The 18,459-nt window shown below is 63.3% G+C and carries 8 protein-coding genes; 1 reads left to right on the top strand and 7 read right to left on the bottom strand.

The features are described from left to right. Nucleotides 1-316 precede the first annotated feature (316 nt). The 7 genes from HRC28_RS02810 to HRC28_RS02780 all read right to left on the bottom strand — a co-directional run bounded on the left by HRC28_RS02810 (nucleotide 317) and on the right by HRC28_RS02780 (nucleotide 17,539). Complete coding sequence (locus HRC28_RS02810; protein WP_182378681.1) at nucleotides 317-1,108, bottom strand: hypothetical protein; 792 nt, start codon at nucleotides 1,106-1,108, stop codon at nucleotides 317-319. A 9-nt stretch (nucleotides 1,109-1,117) separates the two neighbouring features. Further along, nucleotides 1,118-1,540: a hypothetical protein gene (locus tag HRC28_RS02805; protein WP_182378680.1), complete on the bottom strand. Its 423-nt coding sequence runs from the start codon at nucleotides 1,538-1,540 to the stop codon at nucleotides 1,118-1,120. A gap of 32 nt (nucleotides 1,541-1,572) precedes the next feature. Next, nucleotides 1,573-3,051 (bottom strand): hypothetical protein, encoded by a 1,479-nt coding sequence (locus HRC28_RS02800; RefSeq protein WP_182378679.1) that lies wholly within the window; start codon nucleotides 3,049-3,051, stop codon nucleotides 1,573-1,575. Nucleotides 3,052-3,303: 252 nt separating this feature from the next. Next, nucleotides 3,304-3,573 (bottom strand): hypothetical protein, encoded by a 270-nt coding sequence (locus HRC28_RS02795; protein ID WP_182378678.1) that lies wholly within the window; start codon nucleotides 3,571-3,573, stop codon nucleotides 3,304-3,306. A gap of 62 nt (nucleotides 3,574-3,635) precedes the next feature. Further along, complete coding sequence (locus HRC28_RS02790; RefSeq protein ID WP_182378677.1) at nucleotides 3,636-4,553, bottom strand: hypothetical protein; 918 nt, start codon at nucleotides 4,551-4,553, stop codon at nucleotides 3,636-3,638. Nucleotides 4,554-4,919: 366 nt separating this feature from the next. Continuing rightward, the gene (locus tag HRC28_RS02785; protein ID WP_182378676.1) at nucleotides 4,920-5,354 is read right to left on the bottom strand and encodes a hypothetical protein; all 435 of its coding nucleotides are present in this window, start codon (nucleotides 5,352-5,354) and stop codon (nucleotides 4,920-4,922) included. 2 nt (nucleotides 5,355-5,356) lie between these two features. Next, nucleotides 5,357-17,539 carry a polymorphic toxin-type HINT domain-containing protein gene (locus HRC28_RS02780; RefSeq protein WP_182378675.1) on the bottom strand — a complete coding sequence of 4,061 codons (12,183 nt, stop codon included), beginning with the start codon at nucleotides 17,537-17,539 and terminating at the stop codon, nucleotides 5,357-5,359. Between the two features lie 244 nt (nucleotides 17,540-17,783). On the opposite strand from HRC28_RS02780, the gene HRC28_RS02775 reads away from it, so the two are divergent. Further along, nucleotides 17,784-18,101: a hypothetical protein gene (locus HRC28_RS02775; RefSeq protein WP_182378674.1), complete on the top strand. Its 318-nt coding sequence runs from the start codon at nucleotides 17,784-17,786 to the stop codon at nucleotides 18,099-18,101. Nucleotides 18,102-18,459 lie beyond the last annotated feature (358 nt).

Raw genomic sequence — 18,459 nt, 5'->3', positions numbered from 1 at the left:
TCTCGACCTCCTCTCGGTCCAATCACGGTAGAACGCCCATCCGACACAAATCACGGGCTACTAACGGCGGTACTCACGCCTGCGCCAGCATGCGGCGACGCACGCGGAACAGCTGGTGCCGAAGCAGGTTGTGCTTGGCTTCTTGGACCGGATGATGCGGCGCGCTTGGTCGACGGCTGGGACACTTCTGGAGGTCGCCACGTGTTGGAGGGTGCCTCGAGCGCTCCTGACAACCTCTTGCTTTGACTTCTGCGTATGTTTCGTCGGTGCCGACGACAAGGTCGAGGATGCGGAAGTTCAGTCAAGTGGAGACCACTCACGCGTATTCCGCATCGTGGGTTTCACCGAAGAGGACGTAAAGCGGGTACCAGACCTGAGCAAGGAGTAGTTCTTCGACCAGTGCGGCGACCAGTTCGAAACGCATCTCATCTGTCTCGGCGGTGCTCACTCGCGCTGCAGCGTCGGTAACCGTTTGGGGCACAACGAACCCGCGATGGGGTAGTTGACGGCACAGTCTGGGCAGTTGAACGAGGTCCGGAAGGCGGTCTGCGAGACCTCTATCAGCTAGTTCGCGCAACCGGTTCGCCTCGCGCAGCATCCGTCTCTGGACGATTACCCAGCATCTCATCTGGATTTGCATGAGCGCTTCGCTCCGCAGGCGCCACGAACGTGCTGTGAGGTCGTCGACCGCTCCGGTCGGCGAACCCGACTGATCCGAGACCTGAGCTTCGCTCAACCAGCCTGTGAACCGGCTCTGAAACATTGATCCGGTGAACATGCGGTCGGCCAGGACCGGACCCGCAAGTCCGAAGATGAACCAGCCAAGAAGGTTGCGGTCATTTACGAAACTGACAAAGAACCGTGGTTCCGACAGCGACAGGAAGGCTGCGACGACACCCAGGATGAGTCCCCCGAGGGCGTCGACTACGACCGTAATGAGGAGACAGTCCAACTTGCCGAGCACCGCATGGGCCACAGTTCGGAGACCGCCGCCAGCGCTCTGCCGAACCGCCAACATCGTGTAGAGCAGGCCGACCGAGACGGAGCCAAACGCGGCAAATAGCATCCACCAACTGAACTGGATCCCAATCGCTCCTGTCTCGGTCACCGAGTCGCCTCAGAGTTCGCTCAGGCCGACAATGGAGTACCTGGCCATGGCGGCTCCGCTGTCGGTTCGCACAATAAGGCCGACGCGCTGCAGTTCGATCAACTCGGAGTCGACGTCCCGCGGGTCGCGATGCAGTCGACCGGCAATCTGCCCGAGGGTAAGGCCGTCTGCCAGAAGCAGTACGTGCAGCGTTGACGCGAATTCCCGTCGGCTATGCCTCAGACCGCGACCAAGTCGGACGACCTCGCTCTTCAGAACCCGCAGTTCGTCGGCGAGGTCGTCTTGATCGAGATCATTCCGGCTGTCGGTGAGATCACCGTCGATGAGATCGTCGAGGAGGCCGGGCGTCTCGTTGAAGTCATCAATCGACGGGAGTCCGTACCCGGGATAGACGTCGTCGACATCTTCGAGACGGATGGTTCGTGGAGTCATTGCACGTCCTTGGAATGGGATCGTCGGGTCGTTCACATGTACAGGTCGATGTGGTGCTCGAGGCGGGACTGAAACTGGGAGGCGATAAGCATTGTTCGAACCTTCATCCCGAGCGCACCGCCGAAATCGCGTGCGCGGACTGATGTCATGAGCAGTCCGTGTGCAAACTCGTCACGTAGGTCAACGATGTCTCGGATGTGACTGCGCCACCCTTCGGTAAAGATGCTGTGAAGGTCTGCCGCTAGGTCGCCTTCGAATCGGACGTAGCTCTCAGACAAGACACGGAGCATGAGGCCAAGGGTCCATTTATCGGGACCGCTGCCGGTGAATCTGTCCAGAGCGTCCGGTGAGTTGATTCCCAGGTTGAGATTCGAACTCCTGATCTGATCAAGCCACCGTGGGCCGAGGTGGGCGGCCAGGAATCGTGGGAGGAAGTATCGAAGGTCGTCCTCGATACTGGTGAGGAACGAGAGCGCGCGATTTAGATCTTTGCGGCTTTTGGCGATGCAGGCAGTCAGTGTTTCGCTCATCCGCTCGAGATCTGATCCGCTGGCGCGTGAGTAGATCTCACCGGCGAGATTGGAAAGCGCGGTCATCTGCCGGCGGTCCATCGAACCGATTTCTCTTCTGAGAAGCTCGGCGCGGGCAGAGTCCTGCTCCAACGACAGCAGTGTCTCCAATGCGCGCCCGAGTTCCCCTTCGACTCCATCGAGGGTCTCCTGCATCATCGCCTTTCCGAAGTCAGCGACGGGAAGGCTCCAAGGGTCGAAGTGGAGGCTCTTAGACACCACGCGAAGAGAGTTCACGATCTCGAGCAAGGAGTCGTAGTTGGGCGCGATGGCTTTCATAATCAGGTCGACGAATCCGGTGCCGCTGTAGATAGAGATGCCTTGCAGGTTCTCGGCCTGAGCGGTCCGTCGCAGTTCGCGGACTGTGTAGTCGAGTGGCGGTGTCTCAGGGAGTTGAGACTTGAGGAAGAGATAGAACTTGACTCCAACAGAAGGTTGGATTAGGTGGGCAAGGCCGCGCGAGAGCAGGAGTTCGACCACACCCTGATCGACCGGAGCCCCTGGTTTCAGGCGTTCGGCTTCGGCCGCGGCGCGGATGTGGTCGATCTGCGCTGATATCTCTGCCGCAGACGGTGCTCCGGTTGCGGTCAATCCGTAATGAACGTCGCTTGCCGTGAACTCCCGAATGGTTACCACCTGGATGGCTGACGCTTTGAGTCCACGGGCAAAACGTTGGCGACTCTGATTCGTCCCCCAGAACCGGAAGAGAACGTCGTACGGCCCGAAGAGCGCATGTGCAGTAGCGGAGGTGATGCCAAGCGACAGGGCTAGCCGCCGCAGGTCGTCGCTAAGTGTTCCGGTGGGATCTGCACGACGGCCAGTGATCAGGTAGAGGTAGCAACGTTCACCAAAATGCTCGTGGACCGCTGGATCCCACAGCATCCGAGTGGCCGAAACGCTCGAAGATGCCCAGTAGATTGGAGTTCTGGCGTCGTCATCCAACGCACGACTCCTTCGGTTTCGTTGACATCGAGCCCGAAAACAGGCGAAAGTCCGGCGATCTTGCCGCGAGATTCCTCAGGACCACGTTGACGCGATCGCTGGGAACCCGGGTCACAGGTGCCGCGCAACAGATTGTGGGCCACACGTCGCTGCCTCGACCGTTCACGATGACCTCTCAATCCGGAGCGACGGAGCACTGCCCCGCAGACAAACGTAGTTAAGCAGGGGCAGGCCCGCGACGCGATCAATCTGTCAGAAATTGTCCATACAGCGGGTGCGCGTTCGGGCAACGGCGACCCAACTCGACAAAGCCACCGGGTCAAGGCGCCCGCAGTCGCGGCGGGCGGCAAGTTCCGTCAAGACCTGCAGAATCGCCGCCTGTCCCAGCTTGCTCGCGAGAAGACGGGCGGTCGATTCAGAAACGAGCAGGGCCTGGGCCAGCACCTGAGCAGTGCACAACTCGAGTTGCTGACTCCTCCCCGTGGCTTCACCAAGAAGTCTCCGGTGCTCGTCATGATCCATGCCCCGAAGGCTGGTGCGCCCTGCGAGCAGGAGACTTGGCCGAGTTGTTGGTCAACCAGGAGTTACGAGTCACGTTCCTCGAAGTACCGGTCCATCTCGACCGCTGTAGAACCGCTTTGCCAGTTCGCTGCGAATGCCATCGCTTCTTGCAAGATGTCATCTCGCACCAACCGCTCGCTGACGAGCGAACGGATCTTGGAATCGTGTTCGGAGTCTTCCGACCAAAGGTTGGGACGGTCGACGAGAAGTAGGCCACGCGGGCACTCGATCACTGACACGAAGTCCTGTGATCTTTCGAGCGCTGGGCGATCTGTCAATCGTTCCAGGGTCTCGTCAGAAACGAACGTCACCGATCCAACGCCGCGAAGCCAACGAGGTGCCAGTCGAAGGCCTGCTCCGAAACAGTCGGGTTCTAGATCGTCCTCCCACGGCGTTGCACCCCTGTATCCGGCGAGTGCCTGAGGCGACACTTCGGCGTAGTGGACATGCGGATCGTTCGACGCTGTGCGCACCAAATCGATCAGGTGACCTGTGATATCAACCTGGTCGGCCGCGGACAGTTCGGCGACGAAAGTTACATCGAGGCCGAGACTGATCCAGTCGGGAGGATCGAGGAGCGCCCAACAATCCGCTTCATAAACGAATGGAAGATTCGGAGCAGCACCGCGCGCCTGACCCGACCAACTGAGGCTGCCATCAAGCCCGAGAGCCAACAGCTTGGCGATCTCGGCCTGCTGCGTGCCTTGGTTCCGGTCTGCCGTAACCACCTCATCCCGCGTTGGATCCCAGCGAGACAGGGTCATCTTCGGCACTGCGATTCCCGACGACTCGATCTGTTCGAGTGTCCGATCGCATGCATCGACCCACCCATCGACCAATTCTGGCGACGAGGGCTTTCGACCCGAAACGAGAATCCCACATCGCGCGACCGGAAAGTGTTCGTCGATGGTCTCCCACGGCGGCGGTAGCTGCTCATTCACGTTGCCATCATTCTCCATCGGAAGAGAGCAGGTTCTCACCGCCGAGGTCAAGACACGCACGCTTCATTCGGTGCGGAGATGCACGACGTGCGGTTGCTAGCCCACTGCCTCGACGTCAACATCCACGATCTGATCGGCCAGGCCTTCGCTAACTGCCCATCGGTCTCGGGTCGGTCGCGAGGACAAGGTCCCGAAGCTTGTTGTCCTTGAACGCTCTGCGGGCCGCATCGGCTATCAGCACCAAGGTATTGGCGCCGAAGGGCCCGGTCGGCTAACACCACCCATTGTTCTTGCCCGACGGCCTGATTTGGAATCGCGCTGACGCCAGGACTCTGGATTGAGACCAAGCGCCGTTCCTCGCTGCCCTCAGGATCCGCCGTCGGAACTCAACTGGTCGAGTATGTCGAGGTCACCCTCGCTGCTGACAACGACCAGCCATGCTCGATCCTGGTCAAGGAAGTAATGATGCTCAGGCACCTCAAGTAGCGCTTTGACGATCGCCCCGACGTTCTCGCTAGATAGCCGGACTCCGTAAGGCGACAGGCCGTCGCCCACATGGTCGACGCCAGCTCCTGCCGCCACCCGGCGACCGATTTCTCGCGCCGCCTCGTCGGCAAGTTCGACCTCATCGACGAAGTGGCTGTGGGAGTGCATCCCCCGCACCGAGGACCAGTCGACTTTCGAACCGAGGACTGGCAGGGATGTCCCTAGCCAGTCAAATACGTGGTCCATGTCGATGCGCTCCAAGTCGGCGAGCGGCGCCGTTCCATACACCTCCGTCTCCCAGAAGTTTTCAGACATCGTTAGCACCCGAAGTTTCCCTGAATCTTGGAGACAGTCTTCGAAGTCGCATTGAAAGTGAAGTGCGGTCCCTTCTCTTTACCGTTGAACACGTTGATGTGCGCACCACTTCTTTCGTCAAACTCCACTCGGAAACCGACCTTGCCATCGGCTGTCTGCATGCCGATCGGCCTGCCACGAGTATCTCCGAACCTGCCGAAGGTCGGCCGCTCCGCCCGGAAGCCACGCTCCTCGAGCCACGTCATTGCCTCCCGCATCGCTTGGTTGTAGTCATCGTCGTCGTTGTGGACCAACACTGGCTCAGCACCAGCGAAGTAAGTGTGCAGGTCCTCGATGGTGAGGTTGTATGCCGTGAGGTCCTGTTCGGTGACCAACGTCGCGATGACTCTGTTCTTAGCACCGTCGGGCCCGATCAGCACGTCGCCCGACTCCAAGTCGATCGCTTCGACCCATGTGTGGTCGCTCTCCACCCAGAACGGGTGATGATCAGTTGCATCAATAGCGGTGCCGTCAGCGAGTCGAACCCTGACCATGAGGTGTGGCCCCGAATGCCGGATCAAGTCGACTACCTTCCGCGGGCCGTTCTCGCCGGTCTCGGGCTCGACCGCAAATACGAAGTCACCGAGTTCGACGTCCTTGATCAACTTCTTGCTGCCATCTGCCATCAGAACCGGTGTATCCGCGGTGAACGAGTTGCTTGGGACGTCGCATGCCGACTTCGCGACACGACGGCTTCGAAGGATCCGCGCCAGGACTCCGCCGCTTCCCGCCAGCACCACCGAAACCCCCGCGGCGATGCAATCGCTTCGGTCTCCGGACTCGATGCAACCCCTGAATGGAGCGGTCGGGTCTAGGACCTTTCCCAGTGTCTTTAGGTTGTCTGGAATGCACTTCAGTGTGCACGTCGAGAGCCCGAGGCACTCCTTGCCTCCACCGTCGTTGATGCACGATTCTTCGGCCAGGATTGTGTCGAACTGGCCTAGCGCGTCCCAGTCCTCCGCCTTAAGCGCACGGATGTAGTCGTCGTAGAACTGCTCTTCGTCGAAGGCGCTGCCGAGAGTGGAGTTGATCTGGCGTTCGATTCCTGGCCCTAGCAGTTCGGCGAGCTCGAGACCGGTGGGCGGTGCAACCATGCTGTCGGCCCGCTTTGCAGCCTTCGTTTTCTTGATCTTGGTAAATCTGCCCTTGGCGTCGACCTTGGCTGTGCAGGTTCCTTCCCTAACGCAGGTCGGTGCGTGTCCGTCGGGGTCGAGCAGGTTGATGGGGTTGCCGTTGACGTAGGAGTAGGTGTTCATCGTCAACGGGTCCGTGCCCACACCCAGGTCGGTGCCCGAATCGGAGACTCGGTAGGAGTCCGGTGCCGTGAACGCACCGGTGGTCGGGCTGTAGGTGCGCGCCCCGAGCTGGTAGTTCCCGGTCGAGCCGTCACGGGTCTGGCCTCGGTACCAAGAGGCGTTACCTGTTGCTTCGGCGGCGCCACCGGTGTTGTGGCACACGCCGTTGGCGTCCCCACCTGAAGCTGCGTCTACAGGAGACCCGAACGGGTCGAACCTCGCTGAACAGGCCAGGTTGTAGCCGGTGGTGGTGACGGTGGTGATGTTTCCGTTGCCGTCGTGGTCGAGGTAGGCCTTGCCGGCACCGGTGGATCCGGACTGTTCGTAGGCCATCGGCGTCGACGATGCGTCGAACTGGTAGAGAACCTTGGGCCCGTTGAGGTCTCCGTTGACGGCATCGGTCTGGCCGACCATCTCGGTGCCGAGGCCGTCATAGACGCTTCGGGTCGTCCGGTTCGCACCTGCCTTCGATGAGCCAGTCACCTTGATGGCTCGTTGGCGGTCCATTCCGTCGTAGGTGTATTCAGTGGTTCGGCCATTGGTTCCGCAAGCAGCAGTGTTGTTGGCGATCTGCTTGTCGATGCGGTCGAACGCGTCATAGACGTAGGTGCTGCAACCGTCGTTGATCAACAGTCCGGCGCGGTTGTACTCGTAGCTGTAGTCGCTGGCGGTGCCGGGCGCGTCGACAGTGGCGATCGAGTTGTCCTGGTTGTAGGTGGTGTTGGTCGTCGTGGTCGTTCCCGACACGTTGACGGCAACGGACTTGCGGTTGCTGTTCTTGTCCCAGCCGTAGGTGGTCGCCTGCTGGGTGCCGCCGGTCGGGGCGTAGGTCCAACCGGTGACTTGCTGGCCCGGCGAGTAGGAGTAGTCGTTGGTGTAGTTCCCGTCGCTGCCCGTGACGGTCTGCTTGGTGATGTTGCGGTTGGAGTTGTACTGGTAGCGGTACTCCCCCATCACGGTGGCGTTGACAGTGGTCTTGGCGCCAGCGAGGGCGTCGTTGGGGTGCCAGGACCATTCGGCGATGTGTGCTCCGGTTTGGGCCGTCAGGATGCGACCGGCGTCGTCCCAGGTGTAGTCGGTGGCGGCGTCGAGGACGTCGGAGTTCACTCCACCTGGCAGACCGGCGTGGTTGTACCGGTAGGACGTGGTTGCGGTTGCGTCACTGGTGGCTCCGGATACTCCGGTCTTGTCGGTACGGACGGTGACGGCACCGGATCCGTTGTAGGCGTACGTGTTGGTGTTGCCCTTGCTGTCGAGACCTGCACCGGTTTCCGTGACCCGTCGGGTCATGCCGTCGAGGTAGTAGCCGGCTTCGATGGTGATCCCGCTGGTGGGGTCGATGATCTTGGCGGGTCCGCCGTGTTGGGAGTAGGTGGTGGTGATCGAGGTGGTCGGTCCTTCGAGGGGGTCGCGGTCGCGTCCGACTTGTGAGGTCGGTCGTCCGTTGGCTCCGTAGGTGAGTTTGACGACACCTGCGGTGAGGAAGTTGCTGTTGCCCGGGGCACAGTCGGTGTAGGTGGCCGATGAACAACGAGCTGTTTCTGTGGCGACCTTCATTCCGGCAGGGGAGTACGCGTAGCGGGCGGACCGGTAGCTCGTGTCGGTGATCGGGGTATGGGTGGCTGCGAGCAGGTTGTCGTAGGTGAACTCGTTGCGAACGGGGCGCTTGTTGTTGAGGACCGCCTCGGGCTGCCAGGTCTGGATCGCGTTTCCAACGAGGTCGTAGCCATATTTGGTGACAGCCGTGGTCTGACCGGTCCCGGTGCCGGGTCCAGGTGCGGTGATTTGGGCGATCAGGTTGTCGGTGGTCCAGGTCTGGAGGGTCACGTCGAGGGCGATGCTCGGGTTGCTGCGCTTGAGGAGGTTTCCTCCGGCGTCGTACTCGAAGTCGCTGATCTCGGTGACTGTGCCGGCCGGGCCGCTTCCGTCGGGGTCGTAGGCCTGTTCGGCTGTCTGCCGTACGAGGCCGTCCGCGGTATAGGCGGTCTGGGTAATGTTGTTGTTGGCGTCCTGGTTCCAGGTCTCGCGTCCCACACCGTCGTAGCGGGAGGTCGAGACCGTGACTCGACCGGTGGAGTTCGGGTCCGGTCCAGTGATCGTCGCCGTCAGCGCGTCGCCGGTGTAGGCGTACTCGAGGTAGCCGTTGTCGGTTCCGTTGGAGGTCGGGAGCCAGGCGCGTTGGAGGTTGCCGATCGGGTCATAGGTGGTGCGCGTGATGCAGACTCCGACCTGACTGCCATAGTTGGCGGGCAGGAGCGAGTAGTTGGCCCGATAGGTGGCTTGCGTGCCGGTCGCATTGTTGGCGGGTCCGGCAGCTTGGTCGACCACGCGGCCGGTGGCGCATTGTGAGGTCTGCTGGTTTGCCGATCCTCCGCCATCGTTGCCGGAGCCGATCGAGGTGGTGGCGCTGCCTGAGGCGTTGTCATAGCGGGGGTTGTAGGACGCCACGGGTAGGCCGTCGAGGTTGTAATCAACTCGTCGGGCGGTGTCGTTGTTCGGGGCGGTGAGCGACGCTGCGTTACCGAAGGCCTGCGGCGGAAGGGTCGCCACGATCTGTCCGTCGGCGTCGTAGACGCTGCGGCTTCGGGTGTTGGCCAGGCCGTTGGGGTCAGGCACGGCAAACTCGCCGGCATCGATCGTCGGGTCGGCCTGCAGGGTCTGTGCCCCTTCAACGGTATCGACGGGACGGTTCGCTGCGTCGTAGGAGATCGAGGTGATCATCGCGGCGCGGGTGCGATCTGCGCCGGAGGGTTCGTTGGTCACTGCGTCTGCGTCGAGGCGGACGTAACCTGCAGAGCCGTTGCCGCCTTGCCTGTTGGTAGGTCCGGCGCCACCGGTGCCGCCCGTGACGTCGAGGGCGGTCGTGGCAGCGAGGTCGATGTCGGGTGCTGCGAGCCAGATCCCGCCACCGGCACCTCCGCCACCGCCACCGGAGTTCGCGGCTCCGGCGCCACCGTCGGCTCCGGAAGCATCGATCTGCCCGCTGATGACGATCTTGTTGGCGGTGATCCGTACGAATCCGCCGCCGTTGCCGCCGGGGCCGGCGGTGCCGAGGAGGTTCTTACCTCCGCCGCCGCCTCCGCCGCCGGAGCCGCGAAGGTAGTCGGTGCCGACGGTGGCGAAGTCGGGGCTTCCCGTGGCCTTGCCGGGAAGACCGGGTCCGCTTCCGGCAGTTCCCGGTTGACCTCCGTCGGTCTTGTGACCACCGCCGCCACCGCCGGACGGGTCAAGGCCAAGGAGCCCACCGGCACCGCCCTTGCCGCCGTTGCCCGGGTTGGGGTTCGCCGCGTCGGAGCCGTTGCCGTTGTTGGCGCCCGTACCGGCGGCACCGCCTTGGTATCCCTTTCCGGCCATAGTGACGACGCAGGTCGAGCAGACGGTGACGGTGCCGGTCGCGTGCAGCATGAGGCCGTTCGCGACAGCGGAGGTCGCGTAGGCGCCGTTCTGCAGTGTGACGTTGCGGTATTGGGCGCCGTCGGGGATCTGGAAGGGGTTGCCTGCGCCGTGCGCGGTTCCGTCGGTGGAGTTTGCTGCTGTGGTGCCGTCGATGACCAGATGTCCGTCAGCTCCGGAACCGGTGTTGATCGATCCCGGTGCCCGAACCGCGGTGATGTTGCCGGCCGGGTCGTAGGACCATCGGGACGTGTACGACCTGGTCGCGGTGCGGGGCACGGTCTTGGTCAGCCGGCGTCCTTGAAGGTCGAACGTGCTGGTGGTCTCGTGGCCGTTCGCGTCGGTCATCGAGATGACGTTGCGGTCGGCGTCGTACTGGTAGGCGGTGACGAGCGCCTCGGGTTGACCGGAGCCGGCGCGGTATCGGGTCTCGGACTTGACGTTGCCTGCGGTGTCGTAGGCGAGGTGGGTGGAGTGGACTCCGCTGCTGGTGCAGGTGGTCGTGTTGTCTGGTTCAGAGGAGGAGAACTGCCGGGGCGGGCAGGTGTCGATGACACGGCCGTCTCGGTCGTAGTTCCATCGGGTCGCCAGTGTTGTGGCACCGGCGTGGTTGCGCGGGGTGTCGATGCGGAGTCTGCGGCCTGCGGCGTCGAAGTACAGCGTGGTGACTTGGCTGTTCGCGTCCGTGCCGGTGACTTGGCGGCTGATGCCGTCGTAGGTCGCGGTGGTGATGCAGATCTTGTGGCCGCTTTGTCCGCTGGTCCAATCAGCGGTCGTCGCCGTACCGGTGCAACTGGCTGGTGAATCGGCAGCAATGCCGCGGGTGACCTGGGCGGAGACCTGTCGGTTCAGGGCGTCGAACGTTGCCCGGGATGCGACGCCGCGCGCGTCGACGCTCTTGATGGGGTTCCCGAACGGGTCATAGGTGGTGCGGGCGGTGTTGCTTGGGGCGCGGTGTTGCGCGCCGCTCGCCCAGACGGGTCGACCGGCTGCGTCGTACCCGGTCATGCGGTCGAAGGCTGAGGTGTTGATGTCGTGTCCGCGTCCGGCGCGGACCCGGCGTGGCTGCCCAAGCCTGTCGCGTGTAGTGGTCGACAGGTTGCCTGTCGCGTCTCGGGATCCTTGCGGTCCCCACAGGGCGGTCTTGTAGGGCGAGATGTTGATGCCCGCGAGTGTTGGGGTGGTGGTCGACGTCGGGTTGGTGCCGTTGGCCAGTTGATGGTTCGCGGTGCCGCCCCAGACCTTGATGCGTCCGGCCTGGTCGGCGGTAGCGATGGTGGCCCATCCGCCTGCGATGGCGACTTGGCCGGTCAGGTCGGGGACCTGGGTCGGGGTCGTCATGGTGGCCGCGGTCGAGCCGCCGCCGGATTGGCCGACGTTGTTGAGTCCCCACACGCGGACCGTTCCATCGGCCATGAGTGCGGTCGCACCGTAGGCGGCGCCGACGACTTGCCGGACGGGTCCGGCGCTGGTTCCGGGGCCGAGGGTCGTGATCTTGACGGGGCTGGTGCGCTGGGTGGTGGTGCCGTCGCCCAGGTCGCTATACCCGTTGTTGCCGAAGGCCCAGACCGTGCCATCGCGACCGACCGCATAGGAGGATGCGAATCCGCCGGAAAGTTGACGGATGCCGGCGTTGTCGAGGGCAGCGGCCTGGGTAGGCGTCGTGCGGTTGCTGGTGTCGCCGAGTCCGAGCTGGCCGGCGTTGTTGGCACCCCAGGCCCAGGTCTTGCCGTCGGTGGTGACAGCGAGGGTGTGCGTGTAGCCCGCTGCCATGGTCGAGACTTTCTCGAGCACCTTGACCGGCGTGTAGACGGCGGCGGTGGTGCCGTTGCCGATTTGTCCGGCATTGTTCGTTCCCCATGCCCAAAGGCCGCCGTCAGCGTCGAGCGCGAGCCCGTGGCAGCCACCTGCGGCAACCGAGATGATGTTGTCCGGGAGTCCGCTCGCCGGGTAGGGGCGTGAGGTCCCCTGTCCCGCGGCCCAGACCTTTCCGCTGCCGGTGAGGTAGAGGGTGAACGCACAGCCGGAGAAGGCGCCCGTGGAGGACTGCGCGACCTGGACGACGTTAGTCATCGGGTCAGCACGGACGGCGGTGGAATGCGGTGTGGTCGTGCTGTCGCCGAGCTCACCGGAAGCGTTGGTTCCAGCGCCAGTGACGGTGCCGTCAGGGCTGATGGCGATCAACGCGGTGTTGGAGACGCTGATGGCGTCAGAGGTAATGGGGTTGGCGGAGACGGTGTCGGTGAACGCGTTCGAGGGTGGTGCATTGGCATCAGCCCAACCCGCGGTTAGTTCCTTGCCGTGGCTGGCGTTACGGTCCCAAGTACGAGCGATGTTCCCAGCTGCGTCGTAGGCATAGACGACCTTCTCCCCCGCGGGGTCGATGACGGCCTTGAGCCAGCCCCCGGCCGATACGGAGCCGGACAGGTCACACGCTTTACGGTCATCACCCGAACAGGTTGTGACAACTGGATAGTAGCGGTATTCGGTGCCCGGCTTCAGGTCGCCGGTCGAGGAGCCGGAGTTGGCTTTCGGACTGCGCATCAGGCTGCGCTGCCCGCGATTGTTGTACTCGTAGGTGGTGCACGTCGACGCATACGAACCCGAAGGTGTCGGAGCGAGCGTGCTTCCGGCGGGCAGGTTGCTGGTCGGTGACGTGCACACGCCCCTCGCGACGCCGGCAGCGGCGGGGGTATCGACCTCACACACCAATCCGGTGTTGCCTCTGGGCGCTGAGCCACAGACAGAGTCGCCAGCCGTCTTGTTGGTTGAAGCCAGAACACCGTCGGCGGGAATATCGCGCCGGATGCTGGTCAGGTACTCACCCCAAGCGTTGCTGTTGGCGGCGGCGTTGCCTCGCGGGGAGAGCTCCTGGACCTCGTCGACGACCGCGTAGAGGGTGTCGGCCTTGATCCGGGTCGCGCCGCGGGCAGCCGTGTGGTGTGCCTGGATGCGGGAAGGGGCAAGAGCGGTGTTGTAAATCGCGAGCTCGTCGAGGCTCGATGTCCCGGACGATGCGCCGAAGAACCCGATCGGGCTAGCACCAGCGAATGCGCCAGCGAGGGTGTTCGAGTAAACGGTTGTGGGCGCCTGTTGGCCGTCGATCCAGATCTCGATGCCGGCAGCGTTGCCGGATCCGGTGTAGCGGTACACGACGTGGTGCCACTCGTTGTCCGAGACCGATGTGGTCGAGTAGACGACTGCACCCTTGTTGGTGGCCGAGTCAGAGTACAGACCAACAAATGGCAGGCCGCCGTTGAGTCGTCCGACGGTGGCGTAGGCCGTGCCGCTCCCCCATTGCAGGGCGTACTCGAGTCCGGTGCTAGCCGTCTTCATCCAGGTCTCGACGGTGAAGTCGGAATCCGTGGCTGTCGTGCCTTGGGCGAAGCCGGTGAGTGGATAGACGGAGGCGCTCCAGGCCGAGGTGGATTCGCCGAGGGCCGTGTTTCCGTGGACGACCCCGGGCTGGCCGAGCGCTGCGGTCGAGCCGTAGACGCCGTTGTTGGTGCCGGTTTCGCTGGCCATGGCCGTGCCGGACGGCTCGTTGAGTCGCCAGTACGACAGGGGGGCGTCCTGCATGACCGACTGGCGGTAGGTGCCGCCGGCTGCCGTCGCCTTGACGACTCCGTTTCCGCGGACATGGTTGTTGAAGAACCGCTGGTTCTTGTTCGCGTCAAAGTATTGCTCGTGGCTGCCCCAGGTGGTGATGGCGGAGTTGGCGTCCGTCCAAGCCTGGCTGGCGTCGAGGAGGACGCGTTGGCGGAGTCGTTGACCGAAGTCGCCGTACAGATAGTCGACTGCTTGATCGTGTACGGGCGTACCTGAGACAGTCCCGGTCCCGACGGCGCCGGGAGTGAACGCAGCGCTGGAGGGCACAGCACGGCGAATGACCTGACACAGGTTGTGGTTCATTGCGAGGGTCGGTTGTGCACAGGACGCGACGCCTCCGGAGTCGCCCATGCCGTCCCACAGGTAGCCGGCTTGGGAGGAGTAGATGCCGAGGTTGTCGGTGCCACCCGTTGTTCCTTCAGCGATCTGTCCGACGCGGCCCCATCGGTCGATGTTGCTGTACCTGATGCGGTGGCACGACGTGCCGCAGGAGGTGAGCGTGTTGGGTGCTGCCATGTCGGCGGTTGCCAGGTAGATGCCGGCGTTCTGATCTCCGACGGGATCAGACCAGGTGTACTTCGTTGCCAGTCCGCTCGTAAGGCCGTCGCTGGCGTTCGCACGGCGATCCTTGACCATTTCGATGCGGTCGGGTCCCATGGGCGCCTCGACGTAGGAGAACGTGGTTTTCTCGCCGTTTGCGTTCGTCACGGAGCACAACTGACCTGCTGTTACCGGTCCGCCGACTGAGCAAGGGTTGTTTGCTGTCGCGTACGTGTAGGCCGCGGTGGGTACCGCGCGGTCGTCGCTCGAGAGCGGGTTGCCAGGCTCCCACACCTGCAAGAGCAGCGGGAGCGTCAGACTCGGGGAGACAATGTAGGACGTGACTCGTCCGGCGGTGTCGGTGACCTTGACGTGCCGATTGCTCCCCGCACCACCTGCGTTGTAGTTGATGGTGATCTTCGGGCAGGCCGCTCCGGAAGCGCAGGACGAGGACCGGATCTCGGTCGGTCCGTACTGGACGCCGGGCGTGTAGGTGAGTTGCTCGCCAGCCGGGTCGGTGACCCTAACGAGGTTCCCGAGCAGGTCGAAGTCGTAGCGCACACGGTCGGGGCGAACCAGGGACCAGCCGATCGACAGGAGCTTGTTCTCTTCAGTCGCAGCCGCACAACCGCTGGCGCCCGTGCCGATGTAGCGGAACAGGAACATGTTCGATCCCGGAGGACCGGTGTAGGCCTGATCGATGCAGAGTTTGCCGTAGATCAGCCCCTCCTCGATCGACGTGAGGGTGAACGGGAGCGTTGCGGGGTTCAACAGATCGAGGATCGGGCCGGCGTCGGGGCTGTTCAGGTCGATAGGCAAGCTCAGTCCGCCCACGGACGCTCCAAGGGACCGGAGCTTGAAGACATGCCTGGTGCCGTCACGATCGACGTACGGCATCGACAATGGTTGGAGGACGGTCTGCAGATTGGGCAGGCTCAGGCCGAAGAGTCCGAACCCTCCGGCTGTCTCGCCTGTGTCTCCGATATCGAACTGCCAACCGGCACCAATCGGACCTCCACCTGACATGTGGTCCTGAGAGTTGTAGACGCGACCGAGTCCCATGGCGAGGCGACCAGGCATCTGCACCGGATCCGTGTCGTACTGCTTGACGACGAGGTTGCCGTTGGCAACGTTCACACTCGCGGACCCGCCACCATCTAGATCGGTGGTGTCGAATGTCCACCAATCCTCCAGGCCGAGCCCCCCACCGCACACCGTGACTTGGGTGGAGACCTCTGCGGTCGCGCCGAGTAGCGACGAAGCGACTGCTGGGATATCGATGAGTTCGCAGCCTTTCTGCGAACCAGCGACACTGGCGATGAACTCGCCCACAGTTGTGCCGCCCGCCGGGATTCCGATGTTTGCGATCGTGGCCGTCAGATCCTGGACACCACCGCACAGCGCGGCCAAGCCGCCTTGGCATCCCGACACCTCAGCTGTGCCCCACTTGATCTGGGTCCCTGCTGCGAGCAGGGTGCTCTGCAGTGCAGAGGTGATCGATATCTGGTCGGAGGCAGTTATTGCTTGTCCGGGATTGGCTGCGGTCACCCTGACCCGGATCGAGTCCCCCACCCAAAGGGTGTCGTCTTCGCGTTCCTCGTCGGTCCCGAGTTCAGCTTCAATACCGAGGATCGGCACGTTCGTGTCGTAGGTCCAAGTCTCACTGAAATTGTCCCAGTCGTCCTGTCCCCCGAAGAGCACCATGTGTCCGTCATTGTCGGCCGCCATCGCCATCGCTGCTCGGCCCGATGGGGACGCGCTACCAACGGCTTGCGCCCAGTCGTTGCCCGTCCACGCCCACGTGTCATTGCGGAACAGCGAGGTCGGGGTGTAGTCGATGCCTCCGAACATGACGACAGCCCCAGGATTCGAGGAGTTGACTCCCAAAGAGGCGTCGTACGCCATCCCTTGACCTCCTCGAGCGGGCGGATTGTGCCCAGGAGCCTCATGTGTCCAAGTGGAAGCGCCGGACTGGAGAGTCCACGTGTCGGACAGCACCGCGCAGGTCGGGGAACAGGTTCCGGTGCCGCCACCGAACAGGATCATTTCGCCCGTCGATGCCGAGTAAGCCATGCCCGAGTCGTAGCGTCCCGGAGGCGCACCGGGGGCACTGCTTGCCTGAATCCTCGTCCATGCGTTGTTCTTCAACATCCACGTGTCGCTGTAGGCGCCGAGCGCGTTGACACCGCCGAAGACGATCATCCCGGCGCGAGAGTTGTCATAGGCCATCGTCGCCCCGGCACGGGCAATCGGCTTAGTGCCCGTGGGGCTCTGCAACGCCCAGGTTGTGCCATTCCACGTCCACACCTCGTCACTCACGTCGGCACCGGAGGAGGTCTGCCCACCGAACATCACAACGCGTTCAAGGACGGGATCCCAGGCCATGGCCGCCCGCGATCGCGCACTGGGGCTGGTCGTCGGGGTTGCCTTCGTCCAGTTGACCCCGTTCCACAGCCAGGTCTCATTGCTAAACGTCGTCGCGCCAGTTCGACCTCCAAAGAGCACGTATTGGTTGCGCTTGACGTCGTAGACCATCGACATGGATCGCCGCTTACTCGGACTGGTGGCCGGCAACGCATGGATCCAGTTCGGCGCCAAGTACTCGCCTGCCGGCGCAAGAGCGCCCTGCGAGAGGTCGATGGCGGCTGGCACCGGTGCGGATCGCACCGTCGACATTGCCGGCTTGGCGCGAGGAGCCGCTCCTTCACCCGACAACCCGTCCGAATCGTCCTCGGACTCCTCCGAAGTTCCTTCCGAGGGCCCATCTGCGGGCGGGCCGCTTTCATCGTCGCTCGGTACCGGGACGTCGGTGGGCGGATTGCCGGACGGGTCGGTTGACGGGCTCCCGGACGGGTCCTCGGATGGGTCGACCTCTTCGGGAGCTGGCTTCGGAGCGGGGACGGCGGTGGTCCCCTCGGCCACCGTCAGGGGCTCTGCGTTAACCAGGTCATCGGATTGCGACGTCTCGGCGTACGCGCAGACCTCGTCGCCTTTGCCTCCCGCGGCAGTGAGGTCCGGAAGTCCGCTGACGGGTGCCAACTTGTCCGCGCCGGAATCCTTGTCGCATTCCTTCTTGGGCTTGACAGCCGGCTTTTCGGGCGTCGTCTCCTTAGGAGGTTTCGGTTCGTCCAGCTCGACGCCCTTGGCTCCCTTTGGTCGGGTCATGGGGTCGAGCGGATCGACTGCAGTGTCGACGCGCTTCCCGGCGATGTCGAACGGAACGTAAGGGTCCTTGCGTTCGCTGGTCACGGCGACGACCGCGACCACCGAAGCGAGGAGGGCGAGGGCAATGAAGGCGGCGAGCGCCATGCCCCGTGACTTGGTCCGTCGACGCTTGCCGGCGTTGCGAAGTGACCCAGCGATACCAGAGAACATGCCCGCCTCCGAACCAAAGACCCGACTTTGTGTGGCGTGCGCCGAGATCGAGTCCGAACACCATGTCTCTAAATAACTAGATCTGTCTAGGGTCAATACTGGAAATGTCGACGCTGTTGACATTTCGCGTCTCGGTGCCAACGATGGCGTTACCCGGCCAGATCTCGAGGGAGTAGCCGTGAATCCACGTCAGCATCACCGGCATCTCGTAGCAGCGGGCCTCTTCGGATTCACCCTGCTTGTGCTCGCAGGCTGCTCAGGAGCAGATCCAGCTGACGTCGCGAAGGTGGCCGATCAATACACGGGATCGACCAACCCATTGGCGGTGCCCGTCACCGAGGACCAGGCGCGATGCCGCGCTGAGGCATATCTGGAATCAGACCTTTCAGACAGCGCACTCGACGACGTCCGCGCGGGCCGACAACCAGTCGCACGGACCAAAGAAGACGCGAAGGTGCTGACCGCACTGGCCGACGAGCTGGCCGCCTGCGTCTAAGGCAACTGGCGCCGGCGCCGCTGTCAGAAACGATCTAGCAGGATCCGAAGGAGCGAGCGATGGGCGACGCTGGGGAGCGGCATCGCCGTACGCATGCACGAACAATCGTCGTCGGGCGATCGGTTGCGTTCGCTCTCGTCGGTTCGTTTGCACTCACCGCCACTGCAATTGCGGCCAGTTCCGTGGCGCTTACCGGCGGAGGATCGGAGGCGTCAACACCACCTTCGGATCCACCGTCCGCATCGAGCCCTGCACCAGTCGAATTGCCCGCCGCAGTGCCCATTGAGGTTCTCCAGAGCGCGGTGAGCTTCCCGGTCGAGAGGCGTGCCTCTCGACACGTTGCTCGTATTCAGGACTC

Source organism: Nocardioides sp. WS12, from assembly GCF_014108865.1.
Classification (GTDB): Bacteria; Actinomycetota; Actinomycetes; order Propionibacteriales; family Nocardioidaceae; genus Nocardioides.
Note: the sequence above shows the minus strand (reverse complement) of the source record. Positions and strands in the feature narration are given on the sequence as shown.

Bases quoted from the DNA above. Each gene is read 5' to 3' on its own strand.
- HRC28_RS02805 (WP_182378680.1), bottom strand. From the start codon at position 1,540: ATGACTCCACGAACCATCCGTCTCGAAGATGTCGACGACGTCTATCCC.
- HRC28_RS02795 (WP_182378678.1), bottom strand. From the start codon at position 3,573: ATGGATCATGACGAGCACCGGAGACTTCTTGGTGAAGCCACGGGGAGG.
- HRC28_RS02785 (WP_182378676.1), bottom strand. From the start codon at position 5,354: ATGTCTGAAAACTTCTGGGAGACGGAGGTGTATGGAACGGCGCCGCTC.
- HRC28_RS02780 (WP_182378675.1), bottom strand. From the start codon at position 17,539: ATGGCGCTCGCCGCCTTCATTGCCCTCGCCCTCCTCGCTTCGGTGGTC.